Source organism: Lignipirellula cremea, from assembly GCF_056501455.1.
Map to the genome: position 1 here is coordinate 569,311 of NZ_CM151415.1, position 19,477 is coordinate 588,787.

The 19,477-nt window shown below is 65.1% G+C and carries 16 protein-coding genes and 1 tRNA gene; 10 read left to right on the forward strand and 7 right to left on the reverse strand.

Going from position 1 to position 19,477, the window contains the following annotated elements:
• Positions 1-234: 234 nt before the first annotated feature.
• The 7 genes from SH602x_RS02295 to SH602x_RS02325 all read left to right on the forward strand — a co-directional run bounded on the left by SH602x_RS02295 (position 235) and on the right by SH602x_RS02325 (position 7,815).
• Positions 235-1,986 carry a hypothetical protein gene (locus SH602x_RS02295; RefSeq protein ID WP_479475267.1) on the forward strand — a complete coding sequence of 584 codons (1,752 nt, stop codon included), beginning with the start codon at positions 235-237 and terminating at the stop codon, positions 1,984-1,986.
• Positions 1,987-2,090: 104 nt separating this feature from the next.
• Entirely contained in the window at positions 2,091-3,038 is a 948-nt protein-coding gene (locus tag SH602x_RS02300) for a nucleoside hydrolase (RefSeq protein ID WP_479475268.1), read from the forward strand.
• 111 nt (positions 3,039-3,149) lie between these two features.
• Positions 3,150-3,908, forward strand: coding sequence for an FkbM family methyltransferase (locus SH602x_RS02305; protein WP_479475269.1), 759 nt, complete (start codon positions 3,150-3,152; stop codon positions 3,906-3,908).
• 284 nt (positions 3,909-4,192) lie between these two features.
• On the forward strand, positions 4,193-4,561 hold the full coding sequence (locus SH602x_RS02310; protein ID WP_479477088.1) for a DUF3302 domain-containing protein: 369 nt from the start codon (positions 4,193-4,195) through the stop codon (positions 4,559-4,561).
• A complete protein-coding gene (locus tag SH602x_RS02315) occupies positions 4,558-5,880 on the forward strand; it encodes an HlyD family secretion protein (protein ID WP_479475270.1) in 1,323 nt (440 codons plus the stop codon). Before SH602x_RS02310 ends, SH602x_RS02315 begins: the two co-directional genes overlap by 4 nt.
• A gap of 191 nt (positions 5,881-6,071) precedes the next feature.
• A complete protein-coding gene (locus SH602x_RS02320) occupies positions 6,072-7,007 on the forward strand; it encodes a leucine-rich repeat domain-containing protein (protein WP_479475271.1) in 936 nt (311 codons plus the stop codon).
• A gap of 340 nt (positions 7,008-7,347) precedes the next feature.
• Positions 7,348-7,815 (forward strand): hypothetical protein, encoded by a 468-nt coding sequence (locus SH602x_RS02325; protein WP_479475272.1) that lies wholly within the window; start codon positions 7,348-7,350, stop codon positions 7,813-7,815.
• 27 nt (positions 7,816-7,842) lie between these two features.
• On the opposite strand, the gene SH602x_RS02330 is transcribed toward SH602x_RS02325, so the two are convergent.
• Positions 7,843-9,210, reverse strand: coding sequence for a transposase (locus tag SH602x_RS02330; protein WP_479472661.1), 1,368 nt, complete (start codon positions 9,208-9,210; stop codon positions 7,843-7,845).
• A gap of 1,769 nt (positions 9,211-10,979) precedes the next feature.
• Between SH602x_RS02330 and SH602x_RS02335 the strand changes: the two genes are divergently transcribed.
• Positions 10,980-12,125, forward strand: a complete 1,146-nt coding sequence (locus SH602x_RS02335) for a rolling circle replication-associated protein (protein WP_479475273.1) — start codon at positions 10,980-10,982, stop codon at positions 12,123-12,125.
• Positions 12,122-13,258 (forward strand): tyrosine-type recombinase/integrase, encoded by a 1,137-nt coding sequence (locus SH602x_RS02340; protein ID WP_479475274.1) that lies wholly within the window; start codon positions 12,122-12,124, stop codon positions 13,256-13,258. Before SH602x_RS02335 ends, SH602x_RS02340 begins: the two co-directional genes overlap by 4 nt.
• 12 nt (positions 13,259-13,270) lie before the next feature.
• On the opposite strand, the gene SH602x_RS02345 is transcribed toward SH602x_RS02340, so the two are convergent.
• The 5 genes from SH602x_RS02345 to SH602x_RS02365 all read right to left on the reverse strand — a co-directional run bounded on the left by SH602x_RS02345 (position 13,271) and on the right by SH602x_RS02365 (position 17,474).
• Positions 13,271-13,534: a hypothetical protein gene (locus SH602x_RS02345; protein ID WP_479475275.1), complete on the reverse strand. Its 264-nt coding sequence runs from the start codon at positions 13,532-13,534 to the stop codon at positions 13,271-13,273.
• A 118-nt stretch (positions 13,535-13,652) separates the two neighbouring features.
• A tRNA-Leu gene (locus tag SH602x_RS02350) sits at positions 13,653-13,734 on the reverse strand.
• 397 nt (positions 13,735-14,131) lie between these two features.
• On the reverse strand, positions 14,132-15,466 hold the full coding sequence (locus tag SH602x_RS02355; protein WP_479475276.1) for a hypothetical protein: 1,335 nt from the start codon (positions 15,464-15,466) through the stop codon (positions 14,132-14,134).
• Positions 15,463-17,133, reverse strand: coding sequence for a radical SAM protein (locus SH602x_RS02360; RefSeq protein WP_479475277.1), 1,671 nt, complete (start codon positions 17,131-17,133; stop codon positions 15,463-15,465). The genes SH602x_RS02355 and SH602x_RS02360 overlap by 4 nt, the downstream gene beginning before the upstream one ends.
• Positions 17,127-17,474, reverse strand: a complete 348-nt coding sequence (locus SH602x_RS02365) for a hypothetical protein (RefSeq protein ID WP_479470063.1) — start codon at positions 17,472-17,474, stop codon at positions 17,127-17,129. The genes SH602x_RS02360 and SH602x_RS02365 overlap by 7 nt, the downstream gene beginning before the upstream one ends.
• Before the next feature lie 516 nt (positions 17,475-17,990).
• On the opposite strand from SH602x_RS02365, the gene SH602x_RS02370 reads away from it, so the two are divergent.
• Positions 17,991-18,944 carry an IS110 family RNA-guided transposase gene (locus tag SH602x_RS02370; RefSeq protein ID WP_479474954.1) on the forward strand — a complete coding sequence of 318 codons (954 nt, stop codon included), beginning with the start codon at positions 17,991-17,993 and terminating at the stop codon, positions 18,942-18,944.
• A gap of 48 nt (positions 18,945-18,992) precedes the next feature.
• On the opposite strand, the gene SH602x_RS02375 is transcribed toward SH602x_RS02370, so the two are convergent.
• Complete coding sequence (locus tag SH602x_RS02375; RefSeq protein ID WP_479470062.1) at positions 18,993-19,322, reverse strand: hypothetical protein; 330 nt, start codon at positions 19,320-19,322, stop codon at positions 18,993-18,995.
• Positions 19,323-19,477 lie beyond the last annotated feature (155 nt).

Genomic DNA, 19,477 nt, shown 5'->3' on the forward strand with positions numbered 1-19,477 from the left:
ATGCCGGCGCTGTGCGTGCGAACGCCGACACGGAGGGCTGACGCCCTCCGCTCGCATGGGAGCGTGTCAGACGCTGCGAAACGGGACCAAGTCCCTTCTCCTTTTCGAGATACGCACGATCCGGTATGCTGGCAGGTTCAACCTGTCCGGCTTTCGCTCGAACCGAGTCGCAGCCGCTGGGCGTCTCTGACGCTCGCCTCGCCGGACGATCTTGGCGAACCTGAAACCTACCTGATGAAACCTCCCCGTCACCGCTCGCAGTGGTCCGATCTGGCCCAGCACCTGGGTCTGGAAGGCATGAACGACGAGGCCCTGGCCGAGGCGGCCCGCCAGTCGCTCGCGCCTCCGGCTCCCGCCGCGTCCGACCCGCCGGCCCCCGCGCCGGAAGAATCCGAAGACGTCGACGTGCGAGGATCGGGCGAAGTCGTCCGCGACGTGCAGTCGGCGGCGAACGGACCCGAGCCCGAACTGGTTCTGCCGGAGCCTCCCAAGTCGAGCCGCTGGAGTTCCCTGGCGAGCGCCTTGGGGCTTCGCTGGCGCGAGACGCCTCAAACGGCGCCGCAGCCTGAATCGCGTGCTCCGGAACGTCGCGAAGCTCCGCCGCGGGAAGAAGCTCCCCGACGGATGGCGCCGAAGGCAGACGAACCGGCGAAGGCCGTCGAAGCTCCGAAGCCGGTCGAGCCGGAGGAAGATCCGCTGGCCAGTTGGTCGCGTCCCCGTCGCGGGCGTCCGACCGAAGACCGCGAAGCTCCTCCCCGGGAAGAGCGTCCCCGCGAAGAACGCAGCGAAGGTCGTCGCGGCGGCGCCGCTCGAACGGAAGAGCGCCCGGCACGCGAAGAACGTCCTCGCCGAGAGGAGCGTCCGCGTCGGGACGAAGGTCGTCCCGTGGCCGAGGCGGAGGCAGGCGAACTGCCGCCGCGCGGCGAACCGGCAGGCGGCTTCGGCTCCGGATTGCTCGCTTTCGAAGACGCTGCTCCCGCGACGAGCGCCGAGCGGGAAACGACCGGGCGTCATGCGTTCCGCCCTGGCGACGCCGCCGATTCCGACGAATTCGCTGATCGCAGCCCTGCCGCCGCACGCGGCGAGGAAGGCGATCGCCCGCGTCGTCGTCGCCGACGTCGTGGCGGCGGCAGCGGCGGTAGCGAACAGGGCGCATCCGATGCTCCGGCTCCGGCCCGTGCGCCGCGGAGCGAACCGACGTTCCGCGAAGGCCCGCTGGACGACGTCGCCGACTCGTTCGAAGAGGAAGAAATCGCCGAACTGGACGCCGACGGAGAAGGCGAAGGCGATGTCGAAGAGACGGGCGAACTCTCCGAAACCCGTCGCCGTCGCCGCCGTCGCCGTCGCGGCGGATCGTCTTCCCGGGAAGGTGCGGAAGCGCCCGCTCGCGCGCCGGCTCCTGCCTCCGATCGGTCGGCGCCCGTCTCGCGTCGCGATCTGGACGACGAGGATCTGGACGAAGAGGAAGAAGACGAAGTCGTCGCCAAGTCGGACGATGCGGAGGAAGAGGAATCGCCTTCCGATCGCCCCCGCCGGGGTCGCCGTCGCCGCGGACGCTCGTCATCCGATCGCAGCGGGGCGGATCGACCTGCCGCGGAACGTCCCGCGGTCGAAGGCTCGCCGGCTGCAGGAGCCGCCGTTTCCGAAGAAGGCGCCGCTCGACCGTCGCGAACTCGACGGGGCGAAGGGCGTTCGACCGAACCCCGTCGATCGGAGGGCCGGGATCGCGAACGTCCCGCGGCACGCGATCGCGACGACCGGGAAGAGGACCGCGACGACGATCTCGAACCGCTGGACGTGACGTCCGACGTCGACGAAGACATGGTCGAATCGACCGGCGTCGACCCGCGATTCGCGAAGATTCCGACGTGGAATTACTGCGTCGCGACCGTGATCGACGGCAACCTGGGTCGCCGCACGAACTCGGAACCGGATCGCCAGCGCCGCGGTCGACGTCCTCCGCGTCGCCCGACCAACGGCGCCTGACGCAGTCGTTCGTAGTCTTCGACAGGAATGCAGGGCAGACGCATCGTCTGCCTGACGACGTCTGTCGTGCCGACCCAACGTGAACGGGCGAGCGAGACCGGGCCATGGCCAAACCGCTGATTATCGATTGCGACCCGGGCATCGACGACGCGGTCGCGCTGGCCTGCGCCCTGTTCGATCCGCAGGTCGAACTGATCGGAGCCACCGCAGTCGAAGGCTGCGTCACGGCGGAGCAGTCCTCGCGGAATCTCCACGCGGTGATCGAGCGGCTCGATCCGCCCCGGCTGCCGCGGCTCGGCGTGGCTTCGCCCCATAACGTGTCGCTCGCGACCGAAGGAATCGGGGCGATGCTGTACGGCCCCGACGGGCTGGGCGGCGAATGCACGTCCAGGACCGCGCCGATGCAGCAGCGTCCGTCGGAAAAGGTGCTGACCGATCTGGTGCGTGCCCAGCCTGAGCAGGTGACGATTCTCTGCCTGGGGCCGCTGACGAACGTGGCGAACATGCTCCAGCGCGATCCCGATCTCGCGCTGCAGGTTCACCGGCTGGTCATCGCCGGAGGAACGCTTTCTGCGCGCGGCGACGCCACGCGGGTCGCGGAGCGGAACATCTTTCACGATCCCGACGCGGCGCGGTACGTCTTCAAGTCGAACGTCACGATGACGATCGTGCCGCTGGAAGTGATGAGCGCCTACCGGATGAGCCTGAACCGGTTCGACGCCCTGCCCGGGCCGGTCTCCACCGTGGCGCAGTTCCTGCGGTGCGTCCTGCCGGCGGCGTTCCGCGCGCATCGCGAACGGCTGGGCGAGGAGAGCGTGCTGCTCAAGGGGCTGATCGCGTACGCCACGGTCGTCGCGCCCGATCTGTTTCGCGTGCAGGAAGCGACCGGCGACGTCGAAACCCGCGGCGACCTGACGACCGGGATGACGCTCTTCGACCGCTCCGACAGCATGGGCGAGCGCTCGTCGATGGAGATCGCCGTGGAAGCCGACGCCGACGGCCTGGCCCGCTGGGTCGAGAAGGCGCTGCAAAACGCCTGCTACGCGGCGTAACGACGCGCGGCCGTTCGATCGGGTTTTCCAGATCGGCATTGTCGCGAGAACGCGGCTCCCAGTATCCTCCGCAGCCGTCGTCGGTCGGTCGGGCTCGCGGAAGGGACTCTCGTGAACGTGCTTCGAATCGTGCGATCCGCGTTCCGGTCGAAGTCCGGCGACTCCGCGGCGCAGTCGCTCTACGACGAGTGCCTGTCGAAATCGGAGTCGTACGACGCCCTGAGCGGCCAGATCATGCGGCAGCGACTAGCCGCCACGGCGGTCTGCATCGACGTCGGGTGCTGCCTGGGCGACGAACTGGCGAAGATGATGGCCGCCGCGCCGCAGGGGACGTTCTTCGCGTTCGAGCCGCTGCCGAACCTGTTCGACCGTCTGCGGACGCGGTTCAAGCGCTCGAACGTTCGGTTGTCGAACGTCGCGCTCAGCGACCAGGAAGGGACGATCGACTTCAACTTCGTCGAGACGAACCCGGCCTACTCGGGCATCCGCCGGCGCCGCTACGATCGACCGCATGAACGCGATCGCACGATCCAGGTGACGACCGATCGGCTGGACAACGTGCTGGCAGCCGCGGGCTCGCCGAAGGTCGACCTGATCAAGATCGACGTCGAAGGCGCCGAACTGCTCGTCATGCGCGGCGCCGAGGCGACGCTGAAACGCGATCGTCCGATCGTCATCTTCGAGCACGGCCTGGGCGGGACCGACTGCTACGACGTCCGACCCGAGCATGTCCATGACTTTCTCGCCGGCTGCGGTCTTTCCATCTCGCTGATGGAAGAGTTCCTCGCCGATCGCCCTCCCCTCTCCCGCGACGCGTTCATCGACCAGTTCGACGCCGGGAAGAACTTCTACTTCGTCGCGCACCCGTAACGGGCGGAACGCTTCGCTTGCCAACGGTCGCGCTGCTCTCCGACCGCGGAACTCCGCCCGCCGCGAAATCTTGGCCGCGGAGCGTATCCATCGCGTTTCGAATCGGCCATGCTGGCGCTATTCGAACTCGCCGACAGCTTTTCTGGCGATTGAATCCAGCGGGTAGCGCGCATCATGTTCGCCGCGCCTGCGCGAACCGCGATTCAGAGCCCGCGTGCGAGGGCTCTTCAGCATGCATCGAGACCAGGCATCCCATCGCGGCTCTGCCGCAGGTTCAGGGTTCTATGTTTCTTAACTACTTCGCCTTGATCCTGATCCTGTTGATGCTGGTCATCATTTTCTATGTCTTCATCTATATCCATGAGCTGCCCTACGAGGCGGCGAAACACCGCAACCACCCGCAGCAGGACGCGATCTACGTCGCCTGCTGGCTGAGCCTGTTCACGCTGCACGCGATCTGGCCGATCATTTTCATCTGGGCTCTCTCGCATAAAGACGAATCCCATGCGGACGAGTCCGGCGGCGAGATCGCGGATTCGCATGCCCATCCGCAAACTGTCGACCTGAACGCCAGGCTGGCTCAGTTGGAAAATCGCCTGCGTCGGCTGGAAGAGCGCCCGACTCACTCCTCGAATGGACCCGGCGTCGTATGATCGAACTCATTCTCGGCACGTACGGCGTCGGCTGCTGGCTGATCTTCGCGAAGTTCAAGCTGGTCCCGGTCACCACCTACACCGTCTGCACGGCGGTTCTGGGCGGGATCGGGATCTTCTTCGGACTGATGATGATCCTGACGGTCTGTCACCCGGTCAGCCATGACGGGCGTCTCTACGCCACCGTCACGCAGATCGTGCCGCAAGTTCGCGGCAAGGTGACGGAAGTTCCCGTCACGCCGAACTCGCCGCTCCGTACGGGCGACGTGCTGTTCCGCATCGATCCGAAGCCCTACCAACTCGAAGTCGAACGCCTGGAAGCCATGCTCGCGGGCATGAACGCGAAGGTCGCGCAGCTCGACGCCCGGCTCGCTTCGGCCCAGGCGGCGACGGCCGCGGCCAACTCGAATCTGCTCGTCTCCGAATCGGATTACGATCGTCAGGCGCGCATCTCGCTCGAAACGGCCCAGGCGCAGATCGAACAGGTCCAGAGTCGTCTGTCGCTGGCCGAAGCCAATCTCGAACGTTTGCGTCCGCTCGTCCCGACGCGGACCGTCACCAAGTCCGAGTTCGACGAGGCCGCCGCGAAGGTCGAGGCGCTTCAGGCCGAACTGACGCAGGCGAAGAACGCGGAACGGGGGGCGAAGGAAACCGTCGACTCGAGCGGCAGCCGTGTGAAGGCCGCCCGCGACGCCGTCGCGCAGGCCGAAGCCGCCGAACGCGAAGCGAGGATCGCGCTCGAAGCCGAAAGCGACGGGGAGAATCCCGACGTCCGCCAGACGATCGCTGAACTCGATCGCAAGCGCTGGGAACTGGAGCAGACGACGGTGACGGCGCCCTCCGACGGATACGCCACGTACGTCGCGCTCCGACCGGGCCAGATGGCGACGCCCTTCACCGCCATGTCGGTCATGACGTTCGTGCCCGACGAAAAGCCGATTCTGGTCGCCACGTTTCCGCAGAACTGCGCTGCCGGAATCGAGCCCGGTCTGGAGGCCGAACTGGCGTTCAAGGCCTATCCGGGCCAGATCTTCCCGGCGAAGGTCGTCCGCGTCGTCCCGATTCTTCCCGAGGGACAGTTCTCCGCCAGCGGTCGACTGCAATCGACGACGGAGGCGAGCGCCGCGGCACAGGTTCCCGTGGTCTTCGAATACGGCGAGGACGTCGCGGCGCTGAATCTGCCGCCCGGCGCCCAGGTCAGCGTCGCGGTCTACACGCACCACTTCCACGCCATGTCGATCGTGCGGAAGATCATCCTCCGCATCAAGAGCTGGGAGAACTACGCCTTCTTCCTGCAGGGTTTAGACGCGGTGCATTGAGGAGCGATCAAGCACGCGACGGCGTCCTCGCGAATCTTCTGGCGGGCGGGCGTCTACGCGGTCAGCGGCGAGAAGTCGCGGCATGCGACGCTGCACCATCTACGGAAGAGGTGACGCCGTTGACCCTCGACAAAGGTCTTTCATCTGAGGGGTCGCCTGGAGCGTCCTCGTTCGAAAGCCGCCGCCGGTACTTGCCGCGATTCAGCCTGCGTTCGCTGTTCATCTGCGGGCTGGTCTCGTGCTTGCTCTTCGGATGGCTCGGCAGGAACGCCTATCGCATGCGCCAGGAGCAGGCGGCGCTCGACGCCCTGTTTCGCGTCATGCCGATGGTTTCCGTGAGGCGTTCCGAGGGAGGGTTCGGCGGTCCTTCGTCTGAGCTTTCGCCCTACGACGACTGGCCCCGTCGTCTTCTCGGATGGACGGCTCCTGCCGACGTTTCCCACGTCGATCTGCACCGTTTCGCCGATGTCCGGAAAGCGATGTTCGTCGATGACGCCATGATGTCGAAGGCGATTTCAGCCATCGCCGCGTTCGAAACCGTGGAGGGCGTCGATTTGAACGGATCGGGAGTAACGGACGACTCGCTCGCCAGCCTCGGGCGTCTTCCGAAGCTTTCCAAATTATCGTTGCACGAGACGCAGGTGACCGGCGAGGGTATCGCCCATCTGACGAAGTTGCGCTCTCTCGACGTTAGCGATTCGACCCTGACTCGTGCGGACGTCGAGGCGATCGCGTCGCTGCCGGCGTTGGAGAAGCTCCGTCTCGCCGACGTCGATACGACCAGCGGCGCGTACGCCGCTCTGGCGGAGGCGCCCGGCCTGAAATCGCTGCTGATTCCCGACTCCGGCCTGCACGAAGAGGACCTGGCGTCGTTGGGGAAACTTGCGTCGCTCGAGTATTTGTCGCTGATCGGCATCGACGACGCAGGGCTCGCCGGCCTGACGCCGCCTGCGAAGTTGCGGGGACTCGAACTGGATGCCGCCTTGACCCCTTCGGCGGCGATGGAGTTCTCCGCCGACCATCCCCGCTGCGTCGTCCGCCACCTCAATCAGCCCGGCATCCTGTTCTATCGCGCCGGCAAGATCGTCGACCCACGGGATTTCACGGTCGAAGAGCAATGGCCGTAGTAGGGCCTGAAGGGGCTGACCGCCGACAAAGCCGCTTCAAGGATGGGGGCGAAGGTCTTCGAGAAAGCCGGCGTCCAGGCGACGAACGGCGAGCGCTCGAAGCGGGCGACGCTTCCTGATCTGCGTCTGTCGTTCGCGCTACGCATGAAGCAAATCGCTCGATCTGCAGCGCCTAATGCGGCACGAGGACATCAACACGACGAAGGACTACTACGTCGGGGACGACGACGATCATCTGCATGAGGTGCTATGGGCGGCTACCGCTCTGAGTCAAACCGCCGACGATCCTCCGAGTACACTGACGGGCGAAACCACGACTTCGCAACCGTGAGGCACGAGCATGTCGAAGAAGCCGGCTACGACGGACGCAGGAACTCAAAGCCCTGAGCAGAAGAGATGCTTCGTAATCACGCCGATTGGCGACGATGTATCTGAAATTCGCGAGGAGACGGACGGACTCTTCGATGCCGTGATTTGCCCAGTCCTAGAGGAGCTGAATTTCCAACCTCCAAAAGTCTCGCACCGAATCGCGAAGCCTGGATCCATCAATGATCAAGTCATTGAGATGCTTCTGGATTACGAGCTTGTGATCGCCAATCTGACCAACCTGAACCCCAACGTGATGTACGAACTGGCGGTACGTCATGCCGTTCGTAAACCAGTGGTGACGATCAAAAAGTTCGGCACGGACTTGCCGTTCGATATTTATGGCGAACGGACCATTAGCTTCAGAAACAGTTTCCGAGGTGCACTGGACCTACGTCCTCGCCTAAAGGCAGCGATCGAAGAGGCCCTAGCAGTCCGTTGATTTCCCTGTTCGCGAGAGCCTGAGCGTTCAAAAGGTCGCTGAGCGTCGAGGCATCAGGAGCGGGAGCCGGACGGCGACCGAGATGCTTAAGATCGCTCGATGCGATCCGACGGCGAAATCAGCGAAGCTGGAGAGCCCAAACGCGGCGGAAAGCGCTGCTCCCAGTTCTCCGAACTGTTTCGGCTTACCGGCGCCGAGGAGTTGGCGCAGGATCCGTCCCAAGTTGTAAGCGACGGCGGCGACGAGGTAGCGCTTGCGGATCTTGGCCAGCCCGCGAAGCCAGGTTCTCCTGCCGCCGCCCGTTTCGAGCACGTGCGCGAACGTCCGCTCGACCTTCTCGCTTCGTAGACGCTGCAGCCTGCGACCGCGACGTCCGCGCGCGTTCCGGCGATTGCGACGATAGGCCGCCTGACGACTCGGCGGCTTGCGTTTTCGCTTCCGAGACTTCGCTCGCTTCGGCTGCGGAATATACGTCCGCACGTGCGTCTCGTGCTGCAGCCGGTCGAGCGACTCTTCGCTGTGATAGCCCTTGTCCGCCGCGACCTCTTCCACGTCGCAGCCCGTGCCCGCCTCGCGCAGGTTCGTTCGCGCGGCGTTCACGGTATCTTCGATCGTCCGGCAGTCGCCGGCGGTCCCTTCGTAGACTTCCGCCGCGACGATCACGTCCGTCTCCAGATCGACGGCGTGTTCGACCTTGTACTTGAGATGCGTGCGACCGTCCTTCATCTTCCCGATCCGAGCGTCGGGATCGTGCGGATTGACCCACTCGTCGTTGGAGACCTTCTTGTCCTTCCGCTTCCTGTCGAAGCGGCGCAGCTCCTCGTCGTCCGGGTCGCTTACGCCCGTTTCGGCTTCGTAGAGCTTGCGAACGTACTCCTGCCAGTCGTCGCCGTTCTCCCGGCGGACGATCGACTTCATCGAAGCGTTCGCTTCGAGATCGCTGGCGTCGACGCCGAGCGTTTTGCCCTTGAGCAGACCCTTCTCGTGGCAGAGGCCGAGAACCAGGTCGAACGCGAGCTGATGGATCTCCAGCGGCAGCCGGTTTCGCGTCAGCGTGAGCGTCGAATGGTCCGGCGTCTCCTCGCCGGGACCGAAGCCCAGGAAACGGGCCAGCGAGCGACTGTCGTCGCAGCGCCAGGCGATGCCGCGCTGGCTGTCGATCCCCTCGAAGTAACCGATGAACAGCATCCGGAAGTAGACGCCCGGCGCCAGGCTCTTTCGCCCCGTCGTTTCGTAGTACGGAGCGGCCGCCTCTTCGAGCCGTCCGTCGAATTCGATCTCGGCCAGCAGCCCGTTCAGACGGTCGTAGAAGACGTTTCGCGGACCGCTCCCCAGCTTGTCCGTCGGAACCCAGAACGTCCCCTGCGTCTCCCGCTTCCGCTTGCCCAAGCCCATCGCGATTCCTCCCCCGCGTCGAGATCACGCGAGGATAGCGCAGGCAGGGCGAAAATCAACGGGCTGCTAGCAGAAGAAAGGCCTGATAATCCGATCTATCGAGTTGCGACGCGTGCGATCATTCAAGGATCGCCTGAGAAGGTCACGGAGGCTGAAGCGATCGTGGCCGCAATACGCGAGTCGGAAAGTCGCCTTCTGTCGCGTCTAAACCCTACGATCACGGGCCGCTCCGTCAGAACTCATACCGGCGGAGGACCGGTCATGATCTCAATCAGTGCATCAAGCACGGAGGCGATCGGTCGGTTCTGTTCACGCTTGGCGGAGTTGGGCCTCAAGCTGACGACGACGGAGGGACCACTCTTCAGCGACGGCATGGAAGTCATTATCGTTGCCCTGCACCCTGAAGGTCGATTCTCCAGGAAGCAAGTCTACGAACTCTTAGACGAGGAATCTGCTGCATTCCATGACGTCAAGGTCAGGTGGTAGCCGCCTCGACCTGGTCTCAGCAGAAGCTCCTTTCCGCGATGTTTTCTTCTCGAAGTTGTGCTACGCCTTTGTGACGCCGGTTGTGACGATGAGCAAGTGCGAGAGGGGGGACTTGAACCCCCACGTCCGAAGACACCAGATCCTAAGTTAACAGGATCGGTCGGATAAGCTGCTCGAAAAGCGACGTGTACGGCACGCTGCCGATGTCGCTCGAATCGCGAACGCTCTTCGCGATGATGCTTTGCGCCCGTTCGGTGACGAGGCAGGTTACGGCCTTTTAGCTGACCTGCGTACTAGTCATCGAGCAGACCTGCGTAATAGCCAATCCGAACAGTTTTTCCGTGGACGACTTGGCTGCATCTCTATGAATCCGTGCGAGTTACGGCGTTGGCGTCGTAAGCACTAGCGTTATCGCTAGTAGAGCAAGCCTGGGCGTTCGTCGATGAGGGAACGGTCTTTAGGGCCTTCGGAGAAGCGACCATGGCGCGGAACAGTACGGGCGAAATGAAGTTGTCGACGATCGTTCGGTATATCGATTCGACCCCTGCGGGCGAGGTCATTCGTGAAGTGTACGTCTACGGGGATCAGACGCACGCTGAGGCGGTCCGGTGTATCAACGATGCGCGAAGGAAGGCTGGGCTGCCTGATTTGATCGAAACTCGAAGTGTCCGCCGCAAGGCGGGATGAACCTGGGTCCGGTGCCTGCCTTGGAACTTTGAGCGTGCGGCTTCGTGACTGCGCCGGTGCAAGCTGGCGTAGCGTCTCTCGGGACGCCGGTCGCACGTTGAGGAGTACCGGGCCGAGGTCGGCGAACCGCCCGGCGGCGAGCGCACGCAGCCGCCGGGCGGCAGCCGGACTGGCAACGAAGAGGATGAGGGCCGCGACCCGCCCCAGCGAGGTCGAAGGCCCGTCGAGCGAAGACGAAGCCTGGCTGCCGCCAATGACCGTTAGGGCATGCGGCTGCGTGGCGAGAGTCGAAGCGGGCCACCCGTTTCGACGTGAGTAGCTGAAACGAAAAAACCGCGACTCCCCTGCGTTTGGCGACGGCGGGGAGATCGCGGCTATCCCATGTCAGGACGGACCCGAGCATGTGCGAGGAATCGTATCACGCGTCAGCGTGCGCGGAAAGCGGAATCGAGTCGGGAAGCGAAGTCCGCCGCGAAGCGGCTCCTTCTCTTGAATCCCAATCGAATCCTTGTGGAGCGGTGCCGATCGCCGAGGTCCGGGCGAAGCGGTGCCGTTCGTGGTACTGCCAGACGTGCTGTAAGGGAAAGGGGCTCGCCGTGAGGCGAAAACTGATCAAGGCTCTTGGGCAGTTTCAGGCGGTTCAGATGTGGACGTTGACCGTCGATCCGTCGCTCTTCGAGGGCGATCCGCAAGCCGCCTTCGAGTACCTCTGCGCGAAGCGCTGCGTCGCGGAGTTGGTTCGCACGCTGAGGGATCAAGGGCTGCTCCTCTCCGATCGGTATTTCTACGTCATCGAGTTTCACAAAAACGGGTTTCCGCATATCCATATCATCTTCGACGCGAAGTTCATTCCGCATCAAGCGATACAGGCTCGGTGGAACCTCTTTCGCCCGGCATGGGCTGGACCGATTGAGGGGAACCGACCGGCCTTCGGAATGGTGCGATTCTCGCGACGCGAGGACGGCAAGCGGGCCGAGTTCGAGAGCGCGGAGCATGCCGCGTTCTACGTGACGGCGTACCTGACGAAGCATCCCGAGTACGGCTATCCGGAGTGGGTGCTGAACAGCAAGCGTCGCATCGTGCGCTATCGAAGCAGCCGCGGCCTCTTCAACTTCGCCCCCGGCTCCGAAGAGACGGCCCCTGCCGAAGTCTTTGAAGAGGAACCGATCGCCGCCGTGGCTGTCCCTGGGCCTCAGGGGGACGGGGTCGAAACCTGCTGCGGCGATGAAACCTGCTGGTGCCCGGTCTGCCGCGGCGACGGTCTCTCGACGGTCGCAGAACGTGTCAGTCGGTGCGGAAAAGAATCGGTTCTGCTGACGCGCTATCCGGCGGGCGAAGATGGTGTCGAGCGTCGGGAGTTCCGCCGCCGTCTGGTCGTTCCGTTCGATGAGGTCTCGCAGCGCCTCGGGCGGGCTCCTATCGCCGGAGGCGTCGATCTCGCTCCTGCCGAAGCGGCGGAATTGGAAAGGCAGTTCGGCTACGTTCCTTCTGCGATTCTGGCCGATCGGGAGAACCGCTCAGGGCTCTGCTGCCCGTTCGGCGACGATGAACGGCACGGATCGGTGCGGGCGTTCCTGACGCATCTGCGAGAGTCGCATGGCGTCTCCGGCGAACGGGCGTTCGATCTGCTGGAGGGGGCTATCGACGCGCTCCCTGCCGGCGAAACGCGAAGCGTGTGGGGCGATGCCGTCGAACGTTTGCTCGTCCAATTCGGCGGGGACGTCGAGGAGGCCGCGTCGTGATTCAGAGCGTCAAGGTACTCGTTCTCGCGACCGATCAGCCGACGCGGTGGAAACTCCGATGGCGCGATCCGCTCTCCGGGAAGGTGAAGCAGCGTCGCATCGACGCCAAGAATCGCAAAGAGGCGACTCGGCAAGCGGGAGCGCTCGAACAGCAGATCGGCGAAGGAGCCGTTCTTCAGACGCGACCTCTCCTGTGGACCGAGTTCAAACGACGCTACTTCGCCGAACATGTTTCAAGGCTCGCCATCGGGTCGCGAGGGAACATCGCGACCTCGTTCCGGCACGTAGACCGAATCCTGCGATTGCGGCACGTGGGCGAACTCGATGCGCAGAGAATCAGCTACTTCCAATCTCAGCTTCGCGAAAAGGGGGTCGCCGCTGCGACGGTCAATGCGCACGCTCGCAACCTGCGAACGGCTTTGAACTGGGGCGTCGAGATGGAACTGCTAGCGAAGTGTCCGCGAATTCGCTTCGACCGCGAACCGAAGGGTCCGAAGATGAAGGGCGGCCACGTCGCCGAAGCGGACTTTATGCGGTCGCTCGAAGTGCTGCCGGAGATCGTGCCGCCGGAAGCCGTCGAGTCCTGGCGGTTCTACCTGCGAGGCATGTGGGAGTCGGGCCTGCGGTTGAAGGAGTCGCTTGCGCTCTCGTGGGATGATCCCAACCGCTCGCATGTCGATCTCGCGACACCTCGCGGCGAGAAGATCGTCATTTTGGCCGAATGCGAGAAGGGCCGTCAGAACCGAATTTGGCCGATGCCCCCGCGACTGGCATTGCTCCTATGCGCGGTCCCTGCTGAACGGCGGACGGGCCTCGTCTTTCGAATCGCCGGTCCTCGGGGCGGGCTGACCGACGACAAAGCGGTGTCACGTACGGCCGGCAAAATCTTCGAGCGTGCGGGCGTGCAAGCGGTGTTCGGCCCCAGGTCGAGACGGGCGACCCTGCACGATCTGCGGCGAACGTTCATCCTCCGGATGAAGCGGGAGCTACAGGACCGGTACGATCTTCAGCGGATCTCGCGGCACAACGATTTCAGCACGACCGAGGACTATTACCTCGGTGATGATGACGCCCACCTGCAAGCGAGGCTCTGGGCAGCGTTCGACGCCGGGGGCGGTAGTGGGTCAGTTTGACGTGTCGTGCTGCTAGGCCACCCAGTAGTCCGGTCGAACAAGCGCGTCGATTTGAGTAAGCGGCCAAAAAATGATTTCAGCCGTCCTCCCGCCGAAGCGAAAGTTCGGACGCCTTCCTACGAAAGAGGTCGGGTGCAAGTCGCCGCTGTCAAAGACGGGGATCGGCTTCGACAGCGCAAGATAAGAGCCGACGTAAATCGCGGCAAACAGCATCACAACTGCAACGCACTCGACGATGCCATGGATGCTCCGCCCTCTGTCACCACCATCGCTCATGTCGCGCCTCGCGATAGACCGACTCGGCAAACGGACGCACTAGGTCGGGAGCGGTCCGCTTGTGCCGGCTGGGGCGGAAACGGTAAAGTAAGTGACGATTCGAGTGACATCGAGCAAGTGCGAGAGGGGGGACTTGAACCCCCACGTCCGAAGACACCAGATCCTAAGTCTGGCGCGTCTGCCAATTTCGCCACTCTCGCGATAGGGCGTCGCAGGCGAACAAGGTTCGCCCGCTTATGCGATCCGCCGGAAACCCGTCCAGGCCGCTCGGACGGCGCCGCTCTGAAGCTTCGAGAGCCTCTGGCTTAGGGAACCAAGGGGCTCGCCGTGTTCGGATCCGACGCCGACAAGCCGTCAATCTAAATCGCGGGGCGGCGAAAGTGAAGGTGGAAGAGCCAGGCGGAACAAGTCGCGGCGGCGAGACGCCTTTCTGAGCGGGGGGTGTGAACCCCCCGAGGTATCGACGCGAGAGGCAGGCGCCGACGTCGGGCGTTCGGCGCTCGTGCCTGCCCGGCAGATCGAAAGCGAACGCGAGCGAGACACCGGCCGGAGACTCGGGGGGTTCACACCCCCCGCTCAGAAGAAGAACGTTCAATCTCAACACTCCTCCGCCCACGCTTCGGGGCAGACGAGCGGATGGGAGGGAGCGTCACCGGGCTGATGGCCGGGGGAGGCGTGACAGGTCACGGCGTACGCCGCTTCGCCCAGTTCGATCGCGGCGACGATCTGCCGGAAGGCGGCGACCTTCGGACGCATGCGAAGCGCCGACCACGCGTCGGAAATCGATCCGACGGGCCGGCAGGGTCCGCGAGGAAGGAAGATCGCGCCCGCTGCGTCGATCCGCAGCGCCAGGTCGCCCGCGGTGCGGGGGCCGCCGCGAACGATCTGCTCCATCGAGCGGCCCCGGGCGTGGATCGGCGGGAGGAAGGCGATCGGCGTCGTGCCCCGGCTCCCAAGGTCCTCGACGAAAGTCGCGAGTTGCGGAAGCTGGGCCGGCAGGAATTTCTCGCCGGACGTCTGATCGCCGACGACGGCGTAGGTCTCGACGTAGTTGCCTCCCTGCCCGACGAACCGCTCGATGGCGGGCTCCAGCGCGTCGAAGGCGTCGCTCGTCAGGCCGAGCTCGATCACCGCGGCGATCTCCCGCTCGTTCGTCAGGCGGATGGCCCGTGCGAGCGCGTCCCAGTCGGCGTCGCCGAACGCCCGGCGGTGTGCCGCTTCCGTCAAACCGACGGGCAGGACAAGATAGTCGAGGCCGAGCTCGATCCACCGCAACAGCGCCGCGCTGCCGATCGTTTCGCCCGCCGTCATCCGGACGCCCGCGATCAGGCCGCGATCCTCGGCGTACTCGATCGCGCCGGCGAGCGCCGCAGCGCCGGCGTAGGCCTCTCGCGGACTTCCCTCGGGCAGCAGAAAGCGAACGTGCGGGATGCCCGCGCTGACGAGCCAGTCGACGGTTCGCTTGAGGGCGGCGAGATCGTCGACCGCATCGACGTCGCCTTGCAGCGGCTCGATGCCGTGCGTGCCGTCTCCCTCCAGCGGATCGACCAGCGCCATGGCCGGGTAACGCCGATCGGGCCGGCCCAGTTCGTCGATCGCCAGCGTCGCTTCCTCGATGAGAGCGCCCGCTTCCCCGACGTGCAGCTTCTCCCGAATCGCGTCGGAGGCGCTGCCGTTAAGGAGTTCGTACACGACGAAGCAGCCGACCGGCGAGAGCCGCAGCGCTTCGGAAGCGTCCGCGATCAGAACCCCGGCGCCGCTGTCGTCGACGCGAAGGAAGAGCTTGCGAACGCCGTTCTCCGTTTCGCGACGGAACGGATGGACGCCGAGGGGCGCCCGCGGCGGCTGGTAGACGTCGACCCGGGAGATTTCCGGCTGGGGGAAGATCCAGCTTGCGAGCGTCTTCCGCCAGTCGCCGTGGGCGGCGTTCATCGGGGCTCTCCGTCGAGGTCGACGAGAGAAGAAGACTTGACCGGCGCGGCGACGACGCGGAACTCGCCGGAGGAGCGCTTGCCGCGGACGGACTTCGCTGCCGATTCGTCCAGCTCCAGCGTCACGAGGCCGCCGGCGCTTTCCTGGGAGCCGCATCCGCCAGAAGCACAGCCGCCCGAGGAACATCCGCCGGACGAGCAGCCGCCGACGGAGCCGCTGCTGGAAGACTCTTTGCCGGTCGAACAACCTCCGCCGGAGCATCCGCCGCAGCCGGGTCCGCCGCGATCGCGGGCTTCGCGTTCGATCCGGCAGCCTCCGCCGCAGAGCGGAAGGTCGGGGCACTCCCAGCACTTCTCCGGCAGGCCCGACGCGGCGGGATCGAGTTCGCGGTCGCGAAACGAGCGGAACAGATCGCCCCGCCAGATCTGCTCCCAGGGATCGCGGAGCAGGTTGCCCGCTGCAGCGTAGAACGACTGGCAGGGAAGGACGTCGCCGTTCGGTTCGACGCAGAGCGAATACTCCCCCGCGTTGCAGCGCTTGGCGCCGATCTCCAGTTCGACGGGCGACAGCCGGCAGTATTCCGTCGGCGTGTACCACAGGAACTTCATGCCCAGTTCGCGGGCACAGTCGCGGATCTCGATCAGCCGCGGAACCATCTCCTCTTCGCGGAGCGCCTGGCCCGTCGATGCTCCGCCGCCCGAGTAGATCATGCCGTTGATGGCGAACGTCTTCACGCCGATCGAATGGAGGAACTCGACCGTGCCGACGATGGTGTCGGCGTTCATCCGCATCAGCGTGGTGTTCGTGATCGCGTGCAGGTCGGATTCGATCGCGTTCTGCAGCCCGCGGACGGTCTGATCGAACGAGCGGGCGTTCATCATCGCGTCGTGCAGCTCGGGCACGTGGCTGCCGAGCGTGACCTGCACGTGGTTCAGCCCCGCGTCCGCCAGTTCGCGAACGTAAGCCGCGTGAGACATGCGGCGCCCGTTCGAGTTCAGGCCGCAGATCGGCCCGGCGGCGTTCGCGTGGGCGATCAACTCGGGCAGATCGGGATGCAGCGTCGCTTCGCCGCCCGTGAAGATCAGATGCGGGACGCCGACCTCGACCAGACGATCGATGATCCGCTTGCCGTCCTCCAGTCGCATGTGGCCGTGGCTATGCCGGTCGGCTTCGTTGTAGCAATGCGGGCAGTCGTTGTTGCACTGGTACGTGACGGCGAGGTCGGCCTTGTAGGGCGCTTCCACCGATTGCGAGAAGAGGGGCGCCGTCTCGGCGGAGAAGCGTCGCGTCGTCTCGCAGGCCGAACAACCGAGGTCGGCGCGGCGAAGCTCGTCCGCCAGATCGAACGCGGCGGAGAGATCGCTGGCAAGCGCCGTTCGCGAAGCGCCCAGGTAGAAGGAATTCAGCCGGCGGTTCGCTTCGCCGCGACTGACGCCGGAGAGGGCCCACTCGACCAGCAGCGCGCCGGAAGCGTTGAAGCGGATGACGTCGGTGACGTCGACGAAGAGCAGGCTCGACCCGTCGCGATCGATCCGGTGATGGATCCGCCGGTGACCGCCCGGCAGTCGCAGATCATACGTTCGCATGCCGGGCGCCAGGTTCGGCAGGGGCTGCGCGTACGAACGACTCGGCAGGGCCTGGCGCAGGAGTCCGGCGAGACTCACCATTTCGGAGCCTCTTCGATCTGATAGTTGGCCCCGCAGAAGGGGCAATGGACGAAGACCGTGCCCGCCTTGTACGTGATCGCGTCCGACGAAAGCTGGGCGCTGCACTGGCGACAGGTGAGATTCTCGAGCTTCACGTCGCCCGAGAGATCGAGTTCCAGCTTCTGCACGTGCGTGACCGTGGACTTCTTGAGCCAGGTCATTGCGACGAGAGCGACCGCCGCGAGCAGACAGAGGGCGCCGATGGCGACGCGGGGAATCGCGTTCCCCTGCCCCGCCGCGACGAGGAACAGCAGGCCGAGCAGGCCCAGCACGACCGCGATGATGACCGCGAGAACTTTCACCGGTCGTCAGCTCCGCCGAATCGCGAGGAGGTCGCGTACGTCCGGCGGCAGCATAACAGATCGCGAGAGCGAAGTGAGCGCGAGCGCCTTAAAGGCTAGCGGGGGACGGAAGTCCCCCGAGTTCGCGACGCCTAACTCGCGGAGCGAGTCGGGCGAGACGCATTTCGACGGTAGGAGCAGGGTTTCGCATCGCCGATCGCCGGCGGTTCCAGGCTCGTTCGGTATCTGCCGATGACCGAACGACGGACTCGGGGGACTTGTATGTTGCCCCGGAGGTCGAAGATGGCGAGAAACAAGGTCGCGTCGGTTCCGCGAAGCGAGCGTAGCGAGCGAAGCGGAACCGACGCCGCGGTCGCGAGGTCGAGGGGGACTGGGACGAAGATCCCGTACGGAAGCCGGACCCGCGCCGCGAACATTCCGAAATCCCGAACAGTCGCCGGGGCCGGCGCGGTCGATGCGCCGCTTCGCAAGCGTCGGGGCCAAGCCGAGCCCGCATCCGCAAGTAAGGGAACGCGAATGAACGCCTTCGTCGGAGTCGACGTCAGCAAAGACCGCCTCGACGTCCATCTTCTGCAGGAGGGCGAGCGTCCGCTCGTCCGGGCTTTCTCCAACGACTCCGAAGGGGTCGACGCATTCCTCGCCTGGCTGCGAGAGCGTCCGATCGAACGGGTCGTCTGCGAAAGCTCCGGAGGCTACGAGCGCCTCTTCGTCGCCCAGGCGTGCCTCGCCGGTCTGCCGATCGTGCAGGTCAACGCCAAGCAGGTTCGCGACTTCGCGAAGTCCTGCGGCCAGCACGCCAAGACCGACAAGCTCGACGCCCTGGCGATCGCCCGGTTCGCCCAGGCGATCCGTCCGGAACTTCGTCCGCTCCCCGACGAAGCCGAACGAAAGCTGAAGGAGACGCTGGCCCGACGGGCCCAACTCGTCGCCATGCGAACGATGGAGAAGAATCGCCTGCCGCAGGCTGCGACGGTCCGCGTCCGCCGGTCCATCGAGGCCCACCTCAAGTTTCTCGAGAAGCAGCTCGCCGGCGTCGACGACGACCTGGACGAGGCGATCCGGAACTGCCCGGCCTGGCAGGAGAAAGTCGATCTGCTGAAGACCGTCCCGGGGATCGGCGACCAGACCGCCCGCGTCCTCGTCGCCGATCTGCCCGAACTGGGCCAGGGAAAGAGCGCGAACGTCTCGTCGCTCGTCGGCGTGGCGCCGATGAACTGCGAGAGCGGGAAATGGACCGGCAAGCGCTCGATCCGCGGCGGCCGCGCGAGCGTGCGGGCGACGCTCTACATGGCGACGCTGACGGCGACGCGCTGCAATCCCGTCATCGCCGCGCATTACAAGAAACTCCGCGCCGCCGGCAAACCGGCCAAGGTCGCCATCGTCGCCTGCATGCGAAAACTGCTGGAGATCCTGCACGCCATGGTCCGCAAAAACGAGGCGTGGCGAGAAAACCTCGCCCCCGCCGCTTGAATCAAGACACAGTCGCTTCCGTCCCCCGCTGGCCCGGATCCAGAAGCGTCACCCGCCCTCTTTCCGCATGGCGAGGCTCTGGAAGGTGAGTACGGCGCCGATCGAGATCAGCGACCAGCCGATCCACCGGGGCGGGGAGATGACGCGGTAAGGCTCCGGCGTGCCGGTCGCCGAGATCATCATTTCCTGCGGGCTGCCGGCGCGGACGCGATCCAGTTTCTGGGCCAGAAATCTGGCCGCCGGTTCGTTGAGCGTGAAATTTTCGACGAGGCGAAATTCGGTCCCGATCGCGAGCGCGAGCAGGCCGATGAGCAGAAAATGATGTCGCTTGAGATCCATGGCGTCGGCATCGGGCGCGGGGGCGGGAGGCGTCGTCACGCCGTCTTCTCTACCATCGGCGCCGCCGGGCGGAAGCGATCAGAAGCGCCTCATTCCCGCCGCCTGTATCGCGAAAGCCGGTTCCGCGGACGACGCCCCCTCGGCGGGTTCTCGCGAGCGAACGGGCGGTCTGCCGCGAGCGTCCGCCGCTTGTC

Coding starts and splice junctions, on each gene's coding strand:
- SH602x_RS02295 (WP_479475267.1), top strand. CDS start 235: ATGAAACCTCCCCGTCACCGCTCGCAGTGGTCCGATCTGGCCCAGCAC.
- SH602x_RS02300 (WP_479475268.1), top strand. CDS start 2,091: ATGGCCAAACCGCTGATTATCGATTGCGACCCGGGCATCGACGACGCG.
- SH602x_RS02310 (WP_479477088.1), top strand. CDS start 4,193: ATGTTTCTTAACTACTTCGCCTTGATCCTGATCCTGTTGATGCTGGTC.
- SH602x_RS02315 (WP_479475270.1), top strand. CDS start 4,558: ATGATCGAACTCATTCTCGGCACGTACGGCGTCGGCTGCTGGCTGATC.
- SH602x_RS02325 (WP_479475272.1), top strand. CDS start 7,348: ATGTCGAAGAAGCCGGCTACGACGGACGCAGGAACTCAAAGCCCTGAG.
- SH602x_RS02330 (WP_479472661.1), bottom strand. CDS start 9,210: ATGGGCTTGGGCAAGCGGAAGCGGGAGACGCAGGGGACGTTCTGGGTT.
- SH602x_RS02345 (WP_479475275.1), bottom strand. CDS start 13,534: ATGAGCGATGGTGGTGACAGAGGGCGGAGCATCCATGGCATCGTCGAG.
- SH602x_RS02355 (WP_479475276.1), bottom strand. CDS start 15,466: ATGAACGCCGCCCACGGCGACTGGCGGAAGACGCTCGCAAGCTGGATC.
- SH602x_RS02360 (WP_479475277.1), bottom strand. CDS start 17,133: ATGGTGAGTCTCGCCGGACTCCTGCGCCAGGCCCTGCCGAGTCGTTCG.
- SH602x_RS02370 (WP_479474954.1), top strand. CDS start 17,991: ATGAACGCCTTCGTCGGAGTCGACGTCAGCAAAGACCGCCTCGACGTC.